This window comes from Psychrobacter urativorans (assembly GCF_904846695.1).
GTDB classification, from domain to species: domain Bacteria; phylum Pseudomonadota; class Gammaproteobacteria; order Pseudomonadales; family Moraxellaceae; genus Psychrobacter; species Psychrobacter urativorans.
In genome coordinates this window covers 19,646-38,830 of sequence record NZ_CAJHBR010000011.1, presented here as the reverse complement: position 1 = coordinate 38,830, position 19,185 = coordinate 19,646, and the positions used below count along the sequence as shown (strand labels likewise).

Genomic DNA, 19,185 nt, shown 5'->3' with positions numbered 1-19,185 from the left:
GTAAAGGATAGCTATTGTTATGAAGAACGCATTTTAGACAACAATAAAAGCTACTAGCTATGCTATTATGATGGTATTTGCACCTCATCAGTTACACTGACTTAATTTACTCATCGACTATATGATGATTTTTTCACCCAAATAATATGACTATTCTTATGACCAGTACCTCAATAACTGCTTTAGCAGCTACTCCTGCCCTGCCTAAGCCAAGCTATGCCGATATCCAAAGCATCGTTGCTGATGACTTTGAGATTATGGATAAGCAAGTGTTTGGTAGTCTTAATTCAAAAGTTCAGCTAGTCATGAACGTCTCACAGCATGTCATTAATGCTGGTGGTAAACGTATGCGTCCGTTAATCACTCTATTGTGTGCGCGTATGCTCTATGACAGCGCATCAGAGCAAGCGATGCATTTGGCCGCTATTACTGAGATGCTGCATACAGCCACTTTAGTTCATGACGATGTGATTGATGAGTCAGGTCAGCGCCGTGGTAAACCTACTGCTAATGCTACTTGGGACAACGCCACTGCCGTGCTAGTAGGTGATTATCTTATTGCTCGCGCCTTTAACTTATTAGTTGGCTTTAAGAGTTTACCCCTATTGCAACTGTTCTCTGATGGCACGTGTGACATCGCTGAAGGTGAGGTGCTACAATTGCAACATCAGCATAATCCACAGGCTACTGAAGACGATTACTTACGCATCATCGATGGCAAAACATCACGACTATTTATGATGGCCACTCAAGGTGCGGCTATTTTACAAGACCAAACTCAATACTTGCCTGCATTGGCAGATTTTGGCCAGCACTTTGGTAATGCTTTTCAAATTATAGATGATGTGCTGGACTACAGCGGTGACAGTGAGCTGATGGGCAAAAACCTCGGTGATGACTTGGCAGAGGGTAAGCCTACCCTGCCTACTATCAAAGCCCTTGCGCTATTAAAGGATAGTGACAAATCAGGCTATGACCAGCTACGTGTAGCCGTACAAACTGGCAAAACGCCTAATGCTGAACAACTGATTGCCTTAGTAAGAAATTCAGGCTCATTGGCTTACTGTACTCAGCGTGCACTTGAAGAGACTCGATTGGCGCAGCAAGCGCTAAGCCTGCTTCCGGATAATCGCTATCGCCAAGGCCTATATCAGCTGACTGAGCTTGCCAGCTCACGCTTGATATAAGCTAAAATTAAAAACTAATTTTGCTAGCTGCTAAATGATCAGTGACAAAGGTAATGGCTGTTAAAACGTCAGGATTAGAATGCTGAGGGATTCATCGCTCAGCTGTTGAACTATCCGCTGTTAAACTATCAGTTATTACTGTAATTCCTGTTAAATTAGTCACCGAGCAATTCAATAACTCAATCGACTGTTGCTATTTCTTAAACCCCTGATCTTAAGACAACAACCTTAAAACTATAAGTAGCCTGTAACTAGCAACTAATTACTATTGATTAGTTATTAATGAGTAATAGTGATAGATTCTGCCCTAGTAGCAAAGGTATAGGTTGTTAATCAACAAATCAGATATCAATGCTTACCTGTAGTATTTTTTAACATTCACATTAACTTATTGCTAAATTATATATTTTGCTTACAAGCCATATTTTTATGGCTGTTCGTCACTTAGTACGCTATAAATAAACTCATATAACAAAAATTAACAATATATTAACTATAGCGTTATCTTAAAGTTTTATTTAAGGTAACTTGTGTAACGCTTATACTATCAACGTTTGCTGTAACTAAAAAATAACTTATAGTTACTTAATGGCATAAGTCTACTATTTAGTTGCTTGACTGTAGGGTAGACCCGATAGTTTATAATAGCTCACTAAATTTATTACTAATATCATTAGCTTTCATATTATTATCTTGCCTTAGTCGATGGGATACCTCCTTGAGGCTAACCGTAATCGTAAAACATGGTTATTGTTTATTAGCACTAGTTATTAGCATTAGGGTTATATCGATCACGCTTATAAAGGCTATTTTTTTAAGCCTATTATAACCTAGCGTATTAAAAATTATTGTACTACAACCTTTTATTAAAACTGAATACTCCAGAGGACATTGATGAAGCACTCTTATCTTACGATTGTAATAGCATCTGTACTATCGACAGCGGTACTGGTTGGCTGTGACAAAAAAGAGGACGCTGCTGCCGAAGCCGCTCAGCAACAGATGCCGCCTGCCGTCGTCAACGTCCAAACCGTTACTTTGGGTACTATACCTCAAGTACAAACCTTTTCTGGACGCACCACTGCATTCGAAACTGCAGATGTACGTCCACAAGTAGACGGTATTATTGACGAGATACTCTTCCGTGAAGGCAGTAACGTCAAAAAAGGCCAGCCTTTATATCGTATCAATACTGATAACTATGCCACTTCTATCGCTAGCGGTGAAGCTGCTGTTCAACAAGCACAAGCTAATTATCAGACTGCTTTGGCTAATAATGCCAATGCTAAAGCTGAATTGGCCAGTCGCCAAGCTTCATTGGCACAAGCAATAAACGATTTTCAGCGCCTAAAGGGTCTAGTCGAAATCGACGCTATCTCTAAACAGCAGTATGATCAAGCGCAAACCCAAGTTCGTACCGCACAAGCAGCGGTTGCTAGTGCCAATGCCGCAGTCAGTCAGTCTCAAGCTGGCATAGAAAGCTCGAAAGCTGGTATTCAAAGCGCTAGATCAGGTTTGGATGCTAGTACTTTAGATCTTAACCGTACTATCGTACGCTCACCCATTTCCGGTCGTAGTGATCGCTCAACGGCTACTGCAGGCTCATTAGTAAATGCTAGCCAAGCGACTCCATTAGTAACGATTTCGCGCTTAGATCCTATCTATGTCGATATCAGCCAATCCTCATCTGAATTGTTAAAACTACGTCAACAGATATCTCAAGGTAAAGCGCAAGCAGGGATGAATATTGTTGAGCTAGTGCTAGAAGATGGTAGCGTATATCCAGTAACGGGTAAATTGGAGTTGTCAGAAGCTAAGGTTGACGAATCAACTGGCGCAGTTACTCTACGCGCAGTATTCCCTAATACTAATAGCGTGTTATTGCCTGGTATGTATGTTTCTGCACGCTTGATTCAAAGCGTTATTACTAATGCCGCTTTAGTCCCCCAAAGTGCGGTTATGCGCTCAACCAAAAGTGAGACGCAAGTCTATATCGTGGATGCTAATAATAAAATCCAAGTACGTCCAGTGACTGTTAATGGCACTTATAAAGGTCAGTGGGTAATTACTGACGGTCTACAGAGCGGCGACCAAGTTGTAGTGATTGGTGGTGCCAAAGTCAAACCTGAACAAGAAGTGGTAGCTAAGCCTTTAGAAGATCCTAATGCGGCCCCTACCCAACCCGGTGCGCCAGCAGCTAAAGGCCAAGCGGCAAATCAGCCTCCTGCCAAAACACCACAACAAGCTGCAAAAACAATGAATAAGCCAGCTAGTGACACAGCCAAAGCTGACGCCAAACAACCAGCAGCCGCTAATTAATTCCATTCAAAGCTAGGAAGACCTAGGGATATACTATGTCACTTTTTTTTATTAACCGACCTATCTTTGCATGGGTATTGGCTATATTAGTCATGCTTGTCGGGATTATATCGGTCATCAGTTTACCGATTGAGCAGTACCCAGCTATTGCGCCACCGACTATTTCGGTCAGTGCTAGCTATCCTGGTGCTAATGCGAAAACCGTTGAAGATTCAGTAGTACAGGTTATTGAGCAGCGCATGAAGGGCCTGGATAACTTGATGTATATGAAGTCATCAAGCTCTTCAAATGGCGGCGCCTCAGTGACTTTGTTCTTTGAGAACGGTACTGACGCCGATACTGCGCAAGTACAAGTACAGAATAAACTTCAAGCAGCCATGAGCTCGCTACCTGAATCCGTTCAGCGTCAAGGGGTCAACGTCAATAAGTCCTCTAGTGGCTTTTTGGTAGTACAAGGTTTTGTCTCTGAAGATGGCAGTATGGATCGCGCTGATATCGGCGATTATATCAACTCTAATGTGGTCGATCAGCTCAGCCGTATTGAAGGCGTTGGTGAAGTACAAGCATTCGGTTCCTCTTATGCGATGCGTATTTGGCTTGATCCTGCGCGCTTGCGTAGCTTCAATATGGTACCATCTGACGTTGTTGAAGCCGTGCGATCACAGAATGCTCAAGTATCAGCAGGTCAGCTTGGACAAGCACCAGCGAATCTGGACGAGCAAGTTATCAATGCCACGGTTACCGTGCAAAGCTATCTACAAACTCCTGATGAATTTGAAGACATCTTACTCAAGACCGATAGTTCTGGTGCGCAAGTACGTTTAGGTGATGTTGCTAAGGTTGAGATTGGTAGTGAAGACTACGGTGTTATTTCACTTTATAACGGCCAAGATGCGGCCGCCCTTGCTGTGTCTTTAGCCAGTGGCGCTAACGCTCTACAAACCCGTGACTTAGTTAGCGCGCGTATAGCCGAATTAGAAGCAAACTTCCCAGCAGGTCTAAAGTCTGTCGTACCTTATGATACTACGCCGTTCGTACGTTTATCTATTGAACAGGTAGTCATGACTTTGATTGAGGCAATTGTCTTAGTATTTATCGTCATGTTCATCTTCTTACAGAACTGGCGCGCTACCATCATCCCTACTCTTGCAGTGCCTATTGTATTACTAGGTACCTTTGCGGTGCTTTATGTTGCCGGCTTTAGTATTAACGTATTAACCATGTTTGCGATGGTACTATCGATTGGTCTACTGGTCGATGATGCTATTGTGGTGGTAGAGAACGTTGAGCGAATCTTGGAGGAAGACTCTGAGATCTCCATCAAAAACGCTACTATTCAATCGATGGGCGAAATCAGTAAAATCGTTATCGGTATTGCGTTGATCTTGTCAGCAGTATTCGTGCCGATGGCCTTCTTTGGTGGCTCAACAGGGGTCATTTATCGCCAGTTTGCGATCACTCTAATCACTAGTATGGTATTGTCAGCATTAGTAGCACTTATCTTTACCCCAGCGCTTTGTGTGACTTTACTCAAACGTAGTAAAAGTCATGAAAAAGGCAATAGTGAAAATCAGAAAGGTTTCTTTGGTTGGTTCAACCGCAGCTTCGCTAAAGTAAGTCTTCGTTATGAGAAGCTCGTTGGTAATAGCTTCCGTTTTAAATGGTTATATCTAATCGCTTATGCAGCCATTATCGGTATTATGGCAGTAGTGTTCTTACGTATTCCTGGCTCCTTCTTACCTGAAGAAGACCAAGGGATTATGTTTACTTTAGTCCAGCTACCAGCAGGGTCTACGCTTGATCAGACCCAAGATGTTCTCGATAAGGTTAGTGACTATTATACTAATCAAGAACCCGATAACGTCGCTTCAGCCTTTACTATCGCCGGTTTTAGTTTTGTCGGGCAAGGTCAGAACGTGGGTCTAGCATTCGTTAAGCTCAATGATTGGGCGGATCGTGAAGGCGATGATAATGGAGTAAAAGCCATTTCTGATCGTGCCAACGGTTACTTCTTTAGCCAAATCAATGAAGCGACTGTCTTTACTATCATACCGCCAGCAATTAGTGGCCTTGGTAATGCTAGTGGCTTTGATTTAATGCTACAAGATTCCGGTAACTTAGGGCATGATGAATTACTTGCAGCCCGTAATATGCTGTTAGGAATGGCTGCTCAGAATGATCAAGTAGCTGGTGTACGTCCAAATGGACAAGAAGATGCACCGCAGCTCAAGGTCGATATTAACCAAGAACAAGCCGCTGCTTATGGTTTATCGCTTGGCAGTATCAACAGTGTGATATCTACAGCTTGGGGCTCAAGCTATATTAATGACTTTGTCGATCGTGGTCGTATCAAGCGTGTCTTTATTCAAGGTCAGCCTGAAAGCCGTACTAACCCTAGTGATATAGGTAAGTGGTATGTGCGCAATGACAGCAATGAGATGATTCCATTTGATGCTTTTTCTAGTAGTCGCTGGGAGAATGGTTCTCCGAACTTAACCCGTTATAACAGCTTACCCTCAATGAATATTCAAGGGAACGCTGCTGAAGGTCTAAGTACTGGCGATGCTATGAACGCTATGGCAGCTATGGTAGATAAATTGCCGGAAGGTATCAGCTTTGAGTGGACAGGCTTATCACTTGAGGAGCAAAAGTCAGGCGCTCAAGCACCTATGCTCTACGCTATCTCTATCTTAGTGGTATTCCTATGTTTGGCGGCCTTGTATGAGAGTTGGTCTATTCCATTCTCAGTACTACTAGTCATTCCACTTGGGGTATTAGGAGCGGCATTATTTACTTGGCTACGAGACTTCGATAATGATGTTTACTTACAGGTTGGCCTACTGACAGTAGTCGGACTATCTGCCAAGAATGCCATCTTGATTATTGAGTTTGCCAAAGATCACCAAGAGGAAGGCTATAGTCTCAAAGATGCAGTCATGCTAGCCGCAAGACAGCGTTTGCGACCTATTATTATGACCTCACTTGCCTTCGGTATTGGGGTTGTGCCATTATTCCTAGCCAATGGTGCAGGTTCTGGTAGCCAGAACGCTATTGGTACTAGTGTCCTTGGCGGAGTAGTTAGTGCTACCTTGCTGGGTATCTTCTTTATTCCTATGTTCTATATTTGGATACGTAGTATGTTCCCTTATATGAACAATGAAAGCCATGAAGTAGCGGGTAGCCCTAAAGGTAATGGCAGCGCTGACAATAGTGGTGATGATGGTGACGACGACCAACCTACGCCACCAACTGACAACACGCCAACGCCACCAACTGACAATACGCCGGATCCAACTCCCTCTGAGAGTTATCAGCCTGCAAGTTTTGGAGATAATACCAAATGAGTTCTCAAATCATTTTTACGCCTAACTCAACCTCTACGCCAGTAGTTACTATGGCTCAACGCTCAGTGGTAGGTGTACGATTTGCCTCGTTATCTGCCGCTCGCACTCGCAAAAATGCTACTCGACTTTTAGGCTTAAGCGCCCTAGTCCTTAGTATGGCTGCGTGTAATACTATTCCAAAAGCTGATATGCGTCCGGTACTTGTTGAGCCTAATCTACCTATTGAGCAAGCTTACGGTGCCTTTGATAATCAGACCGTAAGCACTGCTGAGCAACCTAGTGTGGCTGGTCAGCGCTGGCAAGACTTCTATAGTGATGAGCGTCTAAAAGGCCTGATTGCTTTAGGACTGCAGAATAACAAAGACTTTGAAAGTGCACGCTTAGCGATTGAAAAAGCCCGAGCACAATATCAAATTACTGATATTCGCGACTTGCCAACTATTGATGGCAGCGCTGGCTATTCACGCCGACGTCAAGGCAGTGCATTAGGTAGTAGCACTGGTGATAGTTTTAATGTCAATTTGGGTCTAGCCAACTATGAGCTCGACTTTTGGGGCAAGATTGCTAGTCTAAAAGATCAAGCTCTACAGAACTTTTTGGCAACTAGTGCGGCTAAAGACTCAACGCAGATCAGCTTAATCAGTAATATTGCTCAAAGCTACGCTAATCTTAGTTACAGCTTAGCGCAGCTCAAGTTAGCTGAAGCGACCGTTGAGAGTCGTGAACGTTCTTTATTCATTGCTAATAAGCGTTTTGAGGCCGGTATTGATCCTAAGCTGCCTACTCTGCAATCTAGCGCCTCACTTGAGAATGCTAGGCTGGCAGTACTACGTGCCCAGAGCAGTATTCTAAGAGCACGTAATGCTTTGCAGTTTTTAATTGGCACGCCTATTCCAACCAATCTAATTCCAGCTCCAGCGATTAGCAATATTACTAATCATGAAATCTTTAATGCAGGTCTACCTAGTGAGCTCCTGCGTTATCGTCCTGATTTGCTACAAGCGGAGTACAACCTAAAAGCGGCTGGTGCTAACATAGAAGTGGCGCGTGCGGCTTACTACCCTTCTATAAGTTTGGCTAGTAGTGTTGGTCTTGGCAGTAGCAGCTTAGATAACTTATTCAAAAGCGGCGCTGTTGGCTGGTCATTCGGTCCTAATATTAGTGTGCCTATTTTTGATGCTGGCCGTTTAGATGCCAATTATGATGTGGCAAAAATAGAGCGTGCGCAGACCCTAGCTAATTATGAACGCTCTATTCAGACAGCCTTCCGTGAAGTGTCAGATGTGCTAGCAACGCGGGCAACGCTTGGTGAACAGCTTGCTTCGCAATATCGCTTACAAGATAACTTTGACCAAACCTTTGTGATCGCTGATGCACGCTTTAAAGCGGGTATCTCTAACTATCTAGATGTTCTAGATGCGCAGCGCTCGTTATTCTCCACGCAGCAAGGTATTTTAGATTTAGAATTACAAAAAATCATCAGTCAAATAGAGCTTTACCAAGTGCTCGGTGGCGGTGCCAACCTTGCAGTACCAGTGGCTATTCCAGTAGCGCAATATACTAACTTATCAGGTATTGCCAACTTAAATAAAAACAGTGCTGAATCTCAAGCGGCTTATGCTATTAACGCTGCCAGCTCACCACGAGTAGCTTCTCTACAAGAAGCCATCGCAATCAAGCAATCAAAAACCCCAGCAATGGCTACTTTTGATCCAAAGGCTATAGTCGATATTAATAACGACGGCAAAGCCGATGCGGCGGTTGGTACAGTGATTAAAGACACGCCAGTTGAGCAAGTGCCAGTATCACAGATTATTGAGCCTTAGTGGTTGGCCAAGATAGCTTATTACTAGTAATCGCTATCTATTGATATTTTACAATTGGCCCTACCGCTTTGGTGGGGTTTTTTGCTTTTATGATTAACTTTTACTTATAGCAATCTTATTAATAACACCCTATTCACAGTGATATCATAGACAAGCATAAAGCCATTAATTAATAAAACCCTTAATAAACACTGCGCTTTATAACTAGCATTACTAATGGCCTGTTCAATAACAGCCAGCTAATAAACACCCTCTAATAAACTATCATTAGGATTCATTATGACTTATACCTTTAATCGCCAGTTCCCTGCTACCCGCTTACGTCGTCTTCGTTATAACGATAACGTGCGAGCGATGATTCGTGAAGTTGAGCTGCATCCTAAGCACTTTATCGCTCCTGTATTCGTAATAGAAGGCCAAAACCAACGCCAAGCTATTACTAGTATGCCTGGTGTTGAGCGTTTATCTATTGATTTGCTGATCAACCATGCCAAAGCGTTATTAGCTGAAGGGGTGACGACTATAGATATCTTCCCAGTTATAGATAATAGCTTAAAGACTGCTGATGGTCGTGCCGCTTATGACGAAAATGGCTTGAGCGCAAGAGCGGTCAAAGCAGTCAAAGATGCCGTACCAGAAATGGTGGTTATGACTGACGTGGCGCTAGATCCTTATACTTCACATGGTCAAGATGGTCTACTCGATGATAGTGGCTATGTAGTCAATGATGAGACAGTAGAAGTGCTAGTGCAGCAAGCTTTAGTCCATGCTCGTGCTGGCGCTGATATCATCTCTCCTAGCGACATGATGGATGGCCGTATCAAAGCCATGCGCGATGCCTTTGAGGCAGAAGGTTTCGTCAACACAGCTATCATGGCCTACTCAGCCAAATATGCCTCGGCTTATTATGGCCCGTTCCGTGATGCGGTCGGTAGTGCTGGCAATCTAAAAGGCGGTCACAAAAAGCAGTATCAGATGGATTTTGGTAACCGTGCTGAAGCTTTACATGAAGTAGCGATGGATATTGCTGAGGGCGCAGATATGGTGATGATTAAGCCAGGTCAGCCGTATCTTGATTTGATTCGAGAAGTCAAAAATACTTTTGGTGTGCCGACTTTTGCTTATCAAGTCTCTGGTGAATATGCGATGCACATGGCTGCTATTCAAAACGGTTGGTTAACCGAAGCGGTGATTTTAGAATCATTGATTGGCTTTCGCCGCGCTGGTGCTGACGGCATCTTGACTTATTTTGCTCTTGAAGCTGCTCGTCAATTGAATAACGCTTAAATTCATTAGTTATAACAATATTGCTTAGTTACTATGGCACCAATTGACGCCGTTCAGTTGGTGCATTTTAACGCTCTGTATTTTAATTAGCTGTATTTTAACGGGCTGTATTTTAAAAAAGTGCTCAGACTATTATCTACAATTAGCCAAGTGGTTAGCCGTTAGCCTCGCTATTAACTGGGCAAAAAATTTGCAAAAGCTACACAGTCCTGCATATCGGCTCATTATCTATCTACTCCCCCTAAGTATTATTTTTGCTTTATAATAACTCACCTAATTTTAGTCACTTATAAAGCCATTTATATATATTTTACTGCTTGTATTAGACTTAATCTTTTTAATATTACACAGATATTCAAAGTCTAGCCCTCTTTTGCTTTTGCCCTATTTGTCCCAAAGGTTTCGCTATGAGTCAACTAAATCCCAAACAACAAGAAGCCATGCTCTACGTCTCTGGTCCGCTGCTAGTACTAGCTGGCGCAGGCTCAGGCAAAACTTCAGTGATTACCCGTAAGATTGCTTATCTTATCGAAGAATGCAACATGCCAGCTGAGCGTATCACTGCGGTAACTTTTACTAATAAAGCTGCCCGTGAAATGAAAGCGCGAGTGAGCAAGTTGTTGCCTAGCGAAAAGACCCGTGGCCTAACCGTGTCGACTTTTCATCAGTTTGGTTTACAGTTTTTGCGTTATGAGTTAATACATACGCCGCTCAAAGGTAACTTCTCCATTATGGACAGCGACGATAGTAAGCGCTTGCTGATGGAGCTAATGATGCGCGATAACTTGAGTGGCGCTGAGAGTCGTGAGCTGGTTGGCAAAGCCATAAAAATGATATCTGATTGGAAAAACGATTTAGTTGAACCTGATAAGGCGATGGAAACCTTAACCGATCCAGAAGACATGATCTTTGCCACTTTATATGCCCTTTATGAGCGTAATTTGCGCGCTTATAACGCTGTTGATTTCGATGACTTAATCGTTTTACCGACTAAGATACTCCGTGAAAACAGAGAGCTGCGTGATAAATGGCAAAACCGTATTCGTTATTTACTAGTCGATGAGTATCAAGATACTAATACCGCTCAGTACGAAATGATCAAGTATCTGGTTGGGCCGCAAGGGCGCTTTACGGTAGTAGGCGATGATGACCAATCTATCTACGCTTGGCGTGGGGCTAAACCTGAAAACATGGCGCTGCTCAAAGAAGACTTTCCCAAATTAAAAATAGTCATGCTTGAGCAAAATTACCGCTCAACCAGCCGGATTCTGACCTCTGCTAATGCCGTGATTACCAATAACGAGCATTTATTTGAAAAGAAACTCTGGTCAGATAAAGGGCAAGGCGAAAAGATTCGTATCATCAACTGTCGCAATGATGACGATGAAGCGGAACGAGTTGCTAAGGAGATTGCTACTCATAAACTGCGCTATGGCAATGAGTGGGAAGATTATGCCGTGCTCTATCGCAGTAACTTTCAGGCGCGGATGTTAGAGGCTAATTTACGTCAACTACAAATACCTTATAAGTTATCTGGGGGTCAGTCCTTTTTCGCTCGTAGCGAAATCAAAGACATCATGGGCTATCTGCGTCTGATTTTAAACCCTGAAGATGATAGTGCTTTTTTACGTATTATCAATACCCCTAAGCGGGGTATGGGGCCGGCAACCCTTGAGAAACTTGGACTGTTTGCACAAGAGCATAGTATCTCGCTACTGGCCTCTTGTACTCATGCTGGTCTTAGTCATGTATTGCCTAGCAAAGCTTATGGCACTCTTAAAGAGTTCGGTGATTTTATTGAGCACTATACCCGTGAGCTCGATCAGCATCCTGATCCAGTACCTTTAGTCAAACAGATGATTGACGAGACTGGCTACGTCGATGTAGTACGCTCAGAGGCCAAGACCCCGCAGCAAGAGAAAAATCGTTTAGATAATATTGAGATCCTCTATACCAGTATCCAGTCGCTTATTAATCGCGCTGAGTCAGATGAAGACCGTACTATTGATACTATTATTCGTAAACTGGTATTGTTAGATATGCTTGAGCAGCAGCAAGAAGAAGAGAACACTAATAAAGTGAACCTAATGACTCTGCATGCAGCCAAAGGCCTAGAGTTTAACTATGTCTATATCATGGGTCTAGAAGAAGAGATGTTACCGCATCGCAACTCTATTCTGAGCGAGACTGTAGATGAAGAGCGACGCTTGATGTACGTAGGGATTACCCGTGCGCGTCGAGAGCTGACCTTGACCTTAGCGACTCAGCGCCGTTCAGGGGGACAGATGCGAGTTACCTCAGAGTCTAGATTCTTAGATGAGCTACCGGAGGATCATATCGACTGGCCTGCCAAGGCTAAGAAGAAAAAAGCCAGTAAAGATCCAGAAGCCGTTGCTGATGAATATTTAGCCAATATCCGTGCCTTGTTAGGTAATCGATAGTTAAGCCGACGTTAGGTACCTATCAGTTAGCGCATTAAGAGTCCATTGAACCCTAGTGGAGTATGAACTAAACCTTGTCATACTAGTGTCAGTAATCAAATTTTGCCCTGTTCTATTGCTGATAGCGATACTGTGCTTACAGAGTGTGCTGGCAAACTATACTGACAACTAGCGCAACTTTGGCTTTACTGCTCCTTTGGCGCTTTTCTTGCTTATTTTTAATAATCAGCGGGTTAGTCGCCGCCTTTTTGCTTAGCAATAGCTTTAATTGTGAACGGTTATAGCTTTTACCATTTTTGGAATATTTATGTCCGTGCCTAATTCTAGCCCTGACCGCATACCGACATTGCAGCCAGACTATAACCCACTTGAGTATAGCGCTGAGTACAAGCTGCTGTACTTGCAGGACTTAGTGGCTAATGACGATTTTGCGGCCATTAGTGATTTTTTATTAAAGCAGTCCGAGTATGAGATTGCCAACTTATTGGAGTCGTTTCCCTCACCGAGTCGTCAGCTAATCTGGGAACAAGTTGCGGCAAAAATCAAAGGCCAAGTATTAGCAGAATTAGAGTTCGATACCCGTCAGCCTTTGTTAGAGAATATCTCTTCACAGGAGATATCGCTACTTGCGCAGGATCTTGATGCGCAAGATATCTCAGAGCTATTAGACACCGTTACTGAGAAAGTGCGTACCTCAGTGATGGCAACTTTGGACGAAGATATCCGCATTCAAGTCAATAAGCTGGATACTTATGAGGACTGGGAAGTTGGCAGCTATATGGATCCTGATATCATTCAGGTACAAGACGACAGCAGTCTTGCGCAAGTACAGCAATGGCTACGCAGCGATACACGCTTACTTGATGATCAGAGCCAAGAGTTATTAGTGGTTGATAAGAGTAAACAACTACTGGGACTATTGAGCTTAGCTGATTTAATCAAACATGATCAAAGCACTTTAGTATCTAGTCTCGTCGATAATGCAGTGACGATTAACGATCGTTTAGACATTCAAGATGCAGCGGCGATTTTTCGCTCAGAAGACATTCGCTTTGCGCCAGTGATTAACAGTCATGGCGAACTGGTTGGACAGCTAAATGGTGAAGATATCTCAGAGATTATTCAAGATGATGTCGATAGTACTATGCGTAACCTTGCGGGTGTCAGTCAAGACGAAGAGCTGTTTGCGCCTATTCTAACTAGTGCTAAAAGTCGTAGTATTTGGCTAGGGATTAACTTATGTACCGCTTTACTAGCGGCTGCAGTTATCGGTCAGTTTGAAGAAGTGCTGGCGAAAGTAGTAGCGCTGGCAATACTAATGCCGGTAGTGGCAAGCATGGGCGGCATTGCCGGATCACAGACTTTAACTATCGTTATTCGTGGTATGGCTATGGGTCAAATCGGTGGTTCCAACCGCTGGTGGCTATTCAACAAAGAGCTGTGGGTTGGCGCTATCAACGGTATTGTTTGGGCGCTAGTTATGGCAATAATTGCTCAGCTGTGGTTTCAAGATGCGAAGATTACCGCCGTAATTGGCTGTGCTATTGCCATCAATATGACCGCAGCGAATGCCTCAGGGATTGCCATTCCTCTGATGCTTAAAAACATGAATATCGATCCTGCGCTATCCGCTTCTGTCATTTTGACTACAGTGACTGATATTGTCGGCTTTATGTCATTTTTGGGTTTAGCTAGTATTCTGATCCTTTAGCCAATAGTTGAAATTTGAAGCTAAAAACTATAAATTAAGAACCGTTTTTCGCTATTTGCTTAAAATAAAAATAATTGACAAACAAAATTTTATAAACCCTGTTAAATTGTTAAGTGAGAAGGTTATGCAAGCGGTACAAGTTAAAGTTCTAAACCCTAAAGTTATTGAAGATCCAGCATTCTCTTTACCGACACGAGCTACTGATGGCTCGGCAGGTATTGATTTACGCGCTTGTATTGATGAGCCGCTAACTATCAAGTCTGGCAGCACGCACTTAATCGGTACGGGCTTAGCAGTTTATATCTCTGATCCTAACTATGCCGGCATGATTTTGCCACGCTCAGGTCTTGGTCATAAACATGGTATTGTCTTAGGTAACTTAGTAGGTCTTATTGATGCTGATTATCAAGGCGAGCTAATGGTTAGTATTTGGAATCGTAGTGGCGAGGATTTTTTACTCAATCCTGCTGAACGTATGGCTCAGTATATAGTAGTGCCGGTGGCTCGCCCTGAGTTCGAAGTAGTCACTGAATTTAGTGACCAGAGCGCACGCGGTGCTGGTGGTTTTGGTCATTCAGGCCGTCAATAATACCTGATGTTAACTATTGCTCATATTGGTTGTCACTAGGATAAGGAAGTAAAAACATGCCAAATTTACCTGCTTTTACTGCCCAACAGCCCTTATTCCGAGCTTATGACATCCGTGGTGAGCGCCAATACTTTACTATTGATTTTATAGCCGCATTGGGCGAGGTTTTTGCCGACCTCTATCATTCTCGAAGCTATTATGAGCGTTTTAGTAAAGCCTCTATTACTAATAAGACTCACACTAATCCGTCTCGAAATAATCAGGCTTATACTACTGAAACTACGGCTGAAACTACGGCTAAAACTATAGTCATCGGCTTTGACGTACGCTTAGGTAGTGACACTATGGCGCACATGCTAGCCGACATCTTACGTCAACGAGGGCTAACGGTTATTAATTTGGGACTGATTACTACCCCGATGATGGCCTTTTGGGCACAAAAGTATGATGGCCATGGCATTATGGTCACTGCTAGTCATTCGCACAAAAACATTTTAGGTATCAAATGGCTAGTGGCTAATACTTCTCCTAGCAGCCTAGAAATTCAAGCGCTGTATCAGCAGTTGCATAGCTTTGAGCTTAACAAAAATAGGCCTCATAACTATAGCAACGCTCTAAATATTTCGTTAACCTTAGACTCTAACTCGCATTTCAACTATGAATCCGCTGGTAGCCCTAAGAGCAATGATATTGGGGCTATTATCGGTACTGATACTGCTATCAGCACTGACTTGCCAGCTGAGCTGATTGCTACTACTTATATTGAGGCTATCGTACAAGTCTTTAATACTATTGATCAGTGTTATGCTAATGAGCACTCTATTGGTAATAGTAAAATTAATGACCGTAAAATCGATCGCCATTGCACTGATAGCAACCTTATTAAGAAGCATCAGTCTCTAGCGCTGATTAAGCCTATAAGCCAAGCTAAGTTAGATTTGACTTTAGTTATTGACTGTATGAATGGGGCAACTAGTAATATCGCTCAGCCTTTATTCGAGCGCTTTTGTCAGCGGGTTATTATGCTTAACGATAGACCCGATGGCTGTTTTCCTATAGGTAACCCTGATCCTACTGAGCCTAATCGCTTGGCTGAGTTACAACAGACAGTGATGGTTAATCAAGCGGATATCGGCTTAGCTTTTGACGGTGATGGCGATCGACTAATGATCGTTGATAATAGCGGCAAAGTTATCAACGCTGATCATTTATTATACTTACTAGCGCAAGTAGCCGTCACTGAATGTCCTGTCAAAGCTGGCGCTACAGCAGCAGCACCTGAAGTTCTATTCGATATAAAGTGCTCACATCATTTGCCTCGCTTGCTGAGTAAGCTTGGTGCTACCCCTATTATGACTAGAACGGGTAGTAGCTTATTAAGGCAGCAGCTACAAACGGCTACTCAGCCGACTATATTTGCTGGCGAGCTATCAGGCCACTTTATATTTAATGATGGTTACTTTATAGCTTACGATGATGCGATGTATGCAGCTCTACGCTTGTTGCATTGGTTAACTCATACTGCGCCTACTCTTGCAGCTTTAGCCAAATTAATGGACGCTGATAGCTTGAGTTATGCTGCGCCCCTAAGCACTGATGTATGGGGTGAGCCTAGAGCCCTAGTAGCCCCTTATCAGTTGACTGACATCACTAAAAACCTGCCTGTACTTATTAGTAGCGCTGATCACTATCTGCCTTTTAACGATGCTAATACTAACAGCTGTACCTTTATTGAACATTTAGTCGAGTACTGTCAGTATCTACAGCATGTAGTCGCTGATAATACAGGCGATCAACTCCTGACTCAGACGGCATTATTTACTCAGTCGATATCTTGTAAGTGCTTTAATCCTGAGCCGCCTATCTTAAAGACCGTCACAGAAGCGCAGCAGTTATTGCCAGCAGGCACTTTATTATCTCGTATAGATGGCGTGCGCTTAGACTTCGCGCATGGTTTTGGGGTAGTACGCCGATCCAACACTAGTAACAGTCTGACCGTGCGCTTTGCAGGCGACACTATGGATGAGCTCCTAGCAGTGCAAACCCGTCTAGTAGCTCTATGTCGCTTGTTCGATGAAGATATGGCAGATCAAATAGCGGCTATTCAACCTGAATAACTTCGATAAAAAGTCCATAAACGCAGTAAAGTCACTACTATTACTGGCTTAGTTCTTTAAGCTGTTTTTCTAATAATGGTTTGATAGCTATTTGATAGTTATTTGATAAAGGTTTGATAGCTGTTTAATAGTGGTCTTCGCTCAAGCTGATCCTTTAAAAGCCTTGTTAACCTTAGATTTTTGACGTCTTTACTAAATCTATTTGCTTAAAGCTTTTTTAAGCTATTCCTGTGTAATTAATTACAATCTTAAAACCCTATTTTAGGAGCTTATCATGTCGCTTAATCTAGATGATGCCAAGATCACCGCTGAAGTACTGACCACAGCACTGCCTTATATCCAACGTTATGTTGGTAAGTTAATCGTTGTCAAATACGGTGGCAATGCGATGACTGATCCTGAGCTTGAAAGCTCATTTGCTCGCGACATCGTACTATTAAAAACAGTCGGACTACATCCAGTGGTAGTGCATGGCGGTGGGCCGCAAGTCGATAACCTACTCCAAGAGCTAGGGCGTAAATCTGAACGTATCGATGGTATGCGCGTTACTGACAAGAGCACTATGGATATCGTCGAGATGGTATTGGGCGGTGGGGTTAATAAGTCTATCGTCAGCTTAATCAATAAGCATGGCGGACAAGCTATAGGCTTGACCGGTAAAGACGCCAATCTTATTCAAGCTAAAAAAATGCTGATGGAAAAAATAGGAGAAGACGGTGTTGCGGTGCCAGTAGACTTAGGTTATGTCGGTGACGTGGTTAGCGTTAATAAAGACGTGATCGAACTACTGATCTCTTCTAACTTTATTCCTGTTATTGCCCCTCTTGGCGTTGATAGCGAAGGCAATACTTATAATATCAACGCTGATTTAGTCGCTGGTAAAGTAGCTGAGTTTTTGCAAGCTGAGAAGCTAATGTTATTGACTAATATTAAGGGTGTATTAGGTCGCGATGGCGAAGTAGTCACCGGCTTAACCCCACAGACTGTAGATATGCTGATTGAAGACGGTACTATATCAGGCGGCATGATTCCTAAGATCCAATGTGCCCTAGATGCAGTACGTGGTGGGGTGAAGAGTGCGGTTATCGTTGACGGTCGTGTCCCTCATGCGACTTTATTAGAGATTTTCACTAACGAAGGCGTGGGTACTTTGATTAGTAGTGATCTAAGCTTAGCGCTAAGCTAGCTTCCTGTTGCCACTCAAAAAACGCTAAAACACTAGCGCTAAAAACACTTAAGCCCAAGCTTAGTATCCTCTAAGCTTGGGCTTACTATTAAAAAAGCATTAGTAAAAACAGCACTTATAAATAAATCTTTATCATTTTTAGCGACTTAATAAGCACAGAACTCAACAGAGCTATAGCTACTATTACCATAAACCTTTATCTTGTGATTACCTTTACGTTCAGTAAAATAAGAAGTCTCCTTATCATAGCGATCACCATCTAAGCGACCATTAGGCCCTGTGACATAAGCTACGCTAACTTGATCATCGCCAATATTACGAATGACTAAGTTTTGCTCTGGTAGCAACCATACACGGAACTCCTTACCGTTTTTGATATTACCGGAAAAGCTACCACAATAACTATCTTTAACAAAAGTTATTTTGGTAGAAGTATCAGCAGCTTGCGCATTGCTAGACACAGCCATAAACGGTGCTGTGACTAGCGCAGTCACTAGTAATAACTTTTTCATAAACGTCCCCTTTTGATTAATAAAAACTTATTAATAAAGAACTGTTAATAAAGAACTGATAGTGAAGATTAGTTAATGAGCAATATAGAATATAGTAAGAATACACTAAACCTAATGTGGGTTTATGCAAAGATTGTGTTATTAATCAAAGGTTGTGTTAAAAATTTGTTGTTCAAAACCACAAAGCAAAACAGGCTGTTGTTTATAGCTACCTTCTACTATCGGGCGCTTAATCATACTAGTATGCTCTAGCAGCAAATTAATAGCCCTATCTACATCAGCATCAGCATCAGCATCAGCATCAGCATCAGCTGATTGTTTTTGCTCATCGCTTAATTTGCGCCATGTCGTTCCACGCTTATTCAACACCTTATCTATACCCAAAGCATCGACCCAACGTTGTACGCTATCTTTGTCGATGCCTTGTTTCTTATAGTCATGGAAGTCGTAGCTAACCCCGAGCTCATCAAGTTTAGTGAGCGCTTTTTTCATAGTGTCGCAGGATTTGATACCGTAGATAGTAATAGTCATTAGTGTTCCTAGTCATCGATTTATCATTAATAGTTAGAGATTGCCGCATCTATCGCTTTAATAGTTCGGCAAAATTACTTTGCCCCATCGCAATTTTGCCCGATTTAAGCTATTCTACCCTATCTAAATTAATCC

Annotated in this window: 12 protein-coding genes; 10 read left to right on the top strand and 2 right to left on the bottom strand. The window is 42.7% G+C overall.

Going from position 1 to position 19,185, the window contains the following annotated elements; all coding sequences use genetic code 11:
• Nucleotides 1-257 precede the first annotated feature (257 nt).
• The 10 genes from JMY09_RS08660 to argB all read left to right on the top strand — a co-directional run bounded on the left by JMY09_RS08660 (nucleotide 258) and on the right by argB (nucleotide 18,007).
• Complete coding sequence (locus JMY09_RS08660) at nucleotides 258-1,187, top strand: polyprenyl synthetase family protein (RefSeq protein WP_201623246.1); 930 nt, start codon at nucleotides 258-260, stop codon at nucleotides 1,185-1,187.
• Between the two features lie 894 nt (nucleotides 1,188-2,081).
• On the top strand, nucleotides 2,082-3,506 hold the full coding sequence (locus tag JMY09_RS08655; protein WP_201623193.1) for an efflux RND transporter periplasmic adaptor subunit: 1,425 nt from the start codon (nucleotides 2,082-2,084) through the stop codon (nucleotides 3,504-3,506).
• Between the two features lie 35 nt (nucleotides 3,507-3,541).
• Nucleotides 3,542-6,850 carry an efflux RND transporter permease subunit gene (locus JMY09_RS08650; RefSeq protein WP_201623192.1) on the top strand — a complete coding sequence of 1,103 codons (3,309 nt, stop codon included), beginning with the start codon at nucleotides 3,542-3,544 and terminating at the stop codon, nucleotides 6,848-6,850.
• Nucleotides 6,847-8,676: an efflux transporter outer membrane subunit gene (locus JMY09_RS08645; protein WP_227677246.1), complete on the top strand. Its 1,830-nt coding sequence runs from the start codon at nucleotides 6,847-6,849 to the stop codon at nucleotides 8,674-8,676. Before JMY09_RS08650 ends, JMY09_RS08645 begins: the two co-directional genes overlap by 4 nt.
• A 279-nt stretch (nucleotides 8,677-8,955) precedes the next feature.
• A complete protein-coding gene (gene hemB, locus JMY09_RS08640; RefSeq protein WP_201623191.1) occupies nucleotides 8,956-9,963 on the top strand; it encodes a porphobilinogen synthase in 1,008 nt (335 codons plus the stop codon).
• Nucleotides 9,964-10,370: 407 nt separating this feature from the next.
• Nucleotides 10,371-12,404: a UvrD-helicase domain-containing protein gene (locus JMY09_RS08635; RefSeq protein WP_201623190.1), complete on the top strand. Its 2,034-nt coding sequence runs from the start codon at nucleotides 10,371-10,373 to the stop codon at nucleotides 12,402-12,404.
• A 307-nt stretch (nucleotides 12,405-12,711) separates the two neighbouring features.
• Entirely contained in the window at nucleotides 12,712-14,115 is a 1,404-nt protein-coding gene (gene mgtE, locus JMY09_RS08630; RefSeq protein WP_201623189.1) for a magnesium transporter, read from the top strand.
• Between the two features lie 124 nt (nucleotides 14,116-14,239).
• Complete coding sequence (dut, locus tag JMY09_RS08625) at nucleotides 14,240-14,704, top strand: dUTP diphosphatase (RefSeq protein ID WP_201623188.1); 465 nt, start codon at nucleotides 14,240-14,242, stop codon at nucleotides 14,702-14,704.
• A gap of 56 nt (nucleotides 14,705-14,760) precedes the next feature.
• Nucleotides 14,761-16,821, top strand: coding sequence for a phosphohexomutase domain-containing protein (locus JMY09_RS08620; RefSeq protein WP_201623187.1), 2,061 nt, complete (start codon nucleotides 14,761-14,763; stop codon nucleotides 16,819-16,821).
• A gap of 274 nt (nucleotides 16,822-17,095) precedes the next feature.
• A complete protein-coding gene (argB, locus tag JMY09_RS08615; protein ID WP_201623186.1) occupies nucleotides 17,096-18,007 on the top strand; it encodes an acetylglutamate kinase in 912 nt (303 codons plus the stop codon).
• 146 nt (nucleotides 18,008-18,153) lie between these two features.
• Here argB and JMY09_RS08610 read toward each other — a convergent pair whose 3' ends face one another.
• Together JMY09_RS08610 and JMY09_RS08605 are read right to left on the bottom strand one after the other, a co-directional pair.
• Nucleotides 18,154-18,519 (bottom strand): hypothetical protein, encoded by a 366-nt coding sequence (locus JMY09_RS08610; RefSeq protein WP_201623185.1) that lies wholly within the window; start codon nucleotides 18,517-18,519, stop codon nucleotides 18,154-18,156.
• A 141-nt stretch (nucleotides 18,520-18,660) separates the two neighbouring features.
• A complete protein-coding gene (locus tag JMY09_RS08605; RefSeq protein WP_201623184.1) occupies nucleotides 18,661-19,050 on the bottom strand; it encodes a Spx/MgsR family RNA polymerase-binding regulatory protein in 390 nt (129 codons plus the stop codon).
• Nucleotides 19,051-19,185: the final 135 nt, after the last annotated feature.

Coding starts and splice junctions, on each gene's coding strand:
- JMY09_RS08660 (WP_201623246.1), top strand. CDS start 258: ATGGATAAGCAAGTGTTTGGTAGTCTTAATTCAAAAGTTCAGCTAGTC.
- JMY09_RS08655 (WP_201623193.1), top strand. CDS start 2,082: ATGAAGCACTCTTATCTTACGATTGTAATAGCATCTGTACTATCGACA.
- JMY09_RS08650 (WP_201623192.1), top strand. CDS start 3,542: ATGTCACTTTTTTTTATTAACCGACCTATCTTTGCATGGGTATTGGCT.
- JMY09_RS08645 (WP_227677246.1), top strand. CDS start 6,847: ATGAGTTCTCAAATCATTTTTACGCCTAACTCAACCTCTACGCCAGTA.
- hemB (WP_201623191.1), top strand. CDS start 8,956: ATGACTTATACCTTTAATCGCCAGTTCCCTGCTACCCGCTTACGTCGT.
- JMY09_RS08635 (WP_201623190.1), top strand. CDS start 10,371: ATGAGTCAACTAAATCCCAAACAACAAGAAGCCATGCTCTACGTCTCT.
- mgtE (WP_201623189.1), top strand. CDS start 12,712: ATGTCCGTGCCTAATTCTAGCCCTGACCGCATACCGACATTGCAGCCA.
- dut (WP_201623188.1), top strand. CDS start 14,240: ATGCAAGCGGTACAAGTTAAAGTTCTAAACCCTAAAGTTATTGAAGAT.
- JMY09_RS08620 (WP_201623187.1), top strand. CDS start 14,761: ATGCCAAATTTACCTGCTTTTACTGCCCAACAGCCCTTATTCCGAGCT.
- argB (WP_201623186.1), top strand. CDS start 17,096: ATGTCGCTTAATCTAGATGATGCCAAGATCACCGCTGAAGTACTGACC.
- JMY09_RS08610 (WP_201623185.1), bottom strand. CDS start 18,519: ATGAAAAAGTTATTACTAGTGACTGCGCTAGTCACAGCACCGTTTATG.
- JMY09_RS08605 (WP_201623184.1), bottom strand. CDS start 19,050: ATGACTATTACTATCTACGGTATCAAATCCTGCGACACTATGAAAAAA.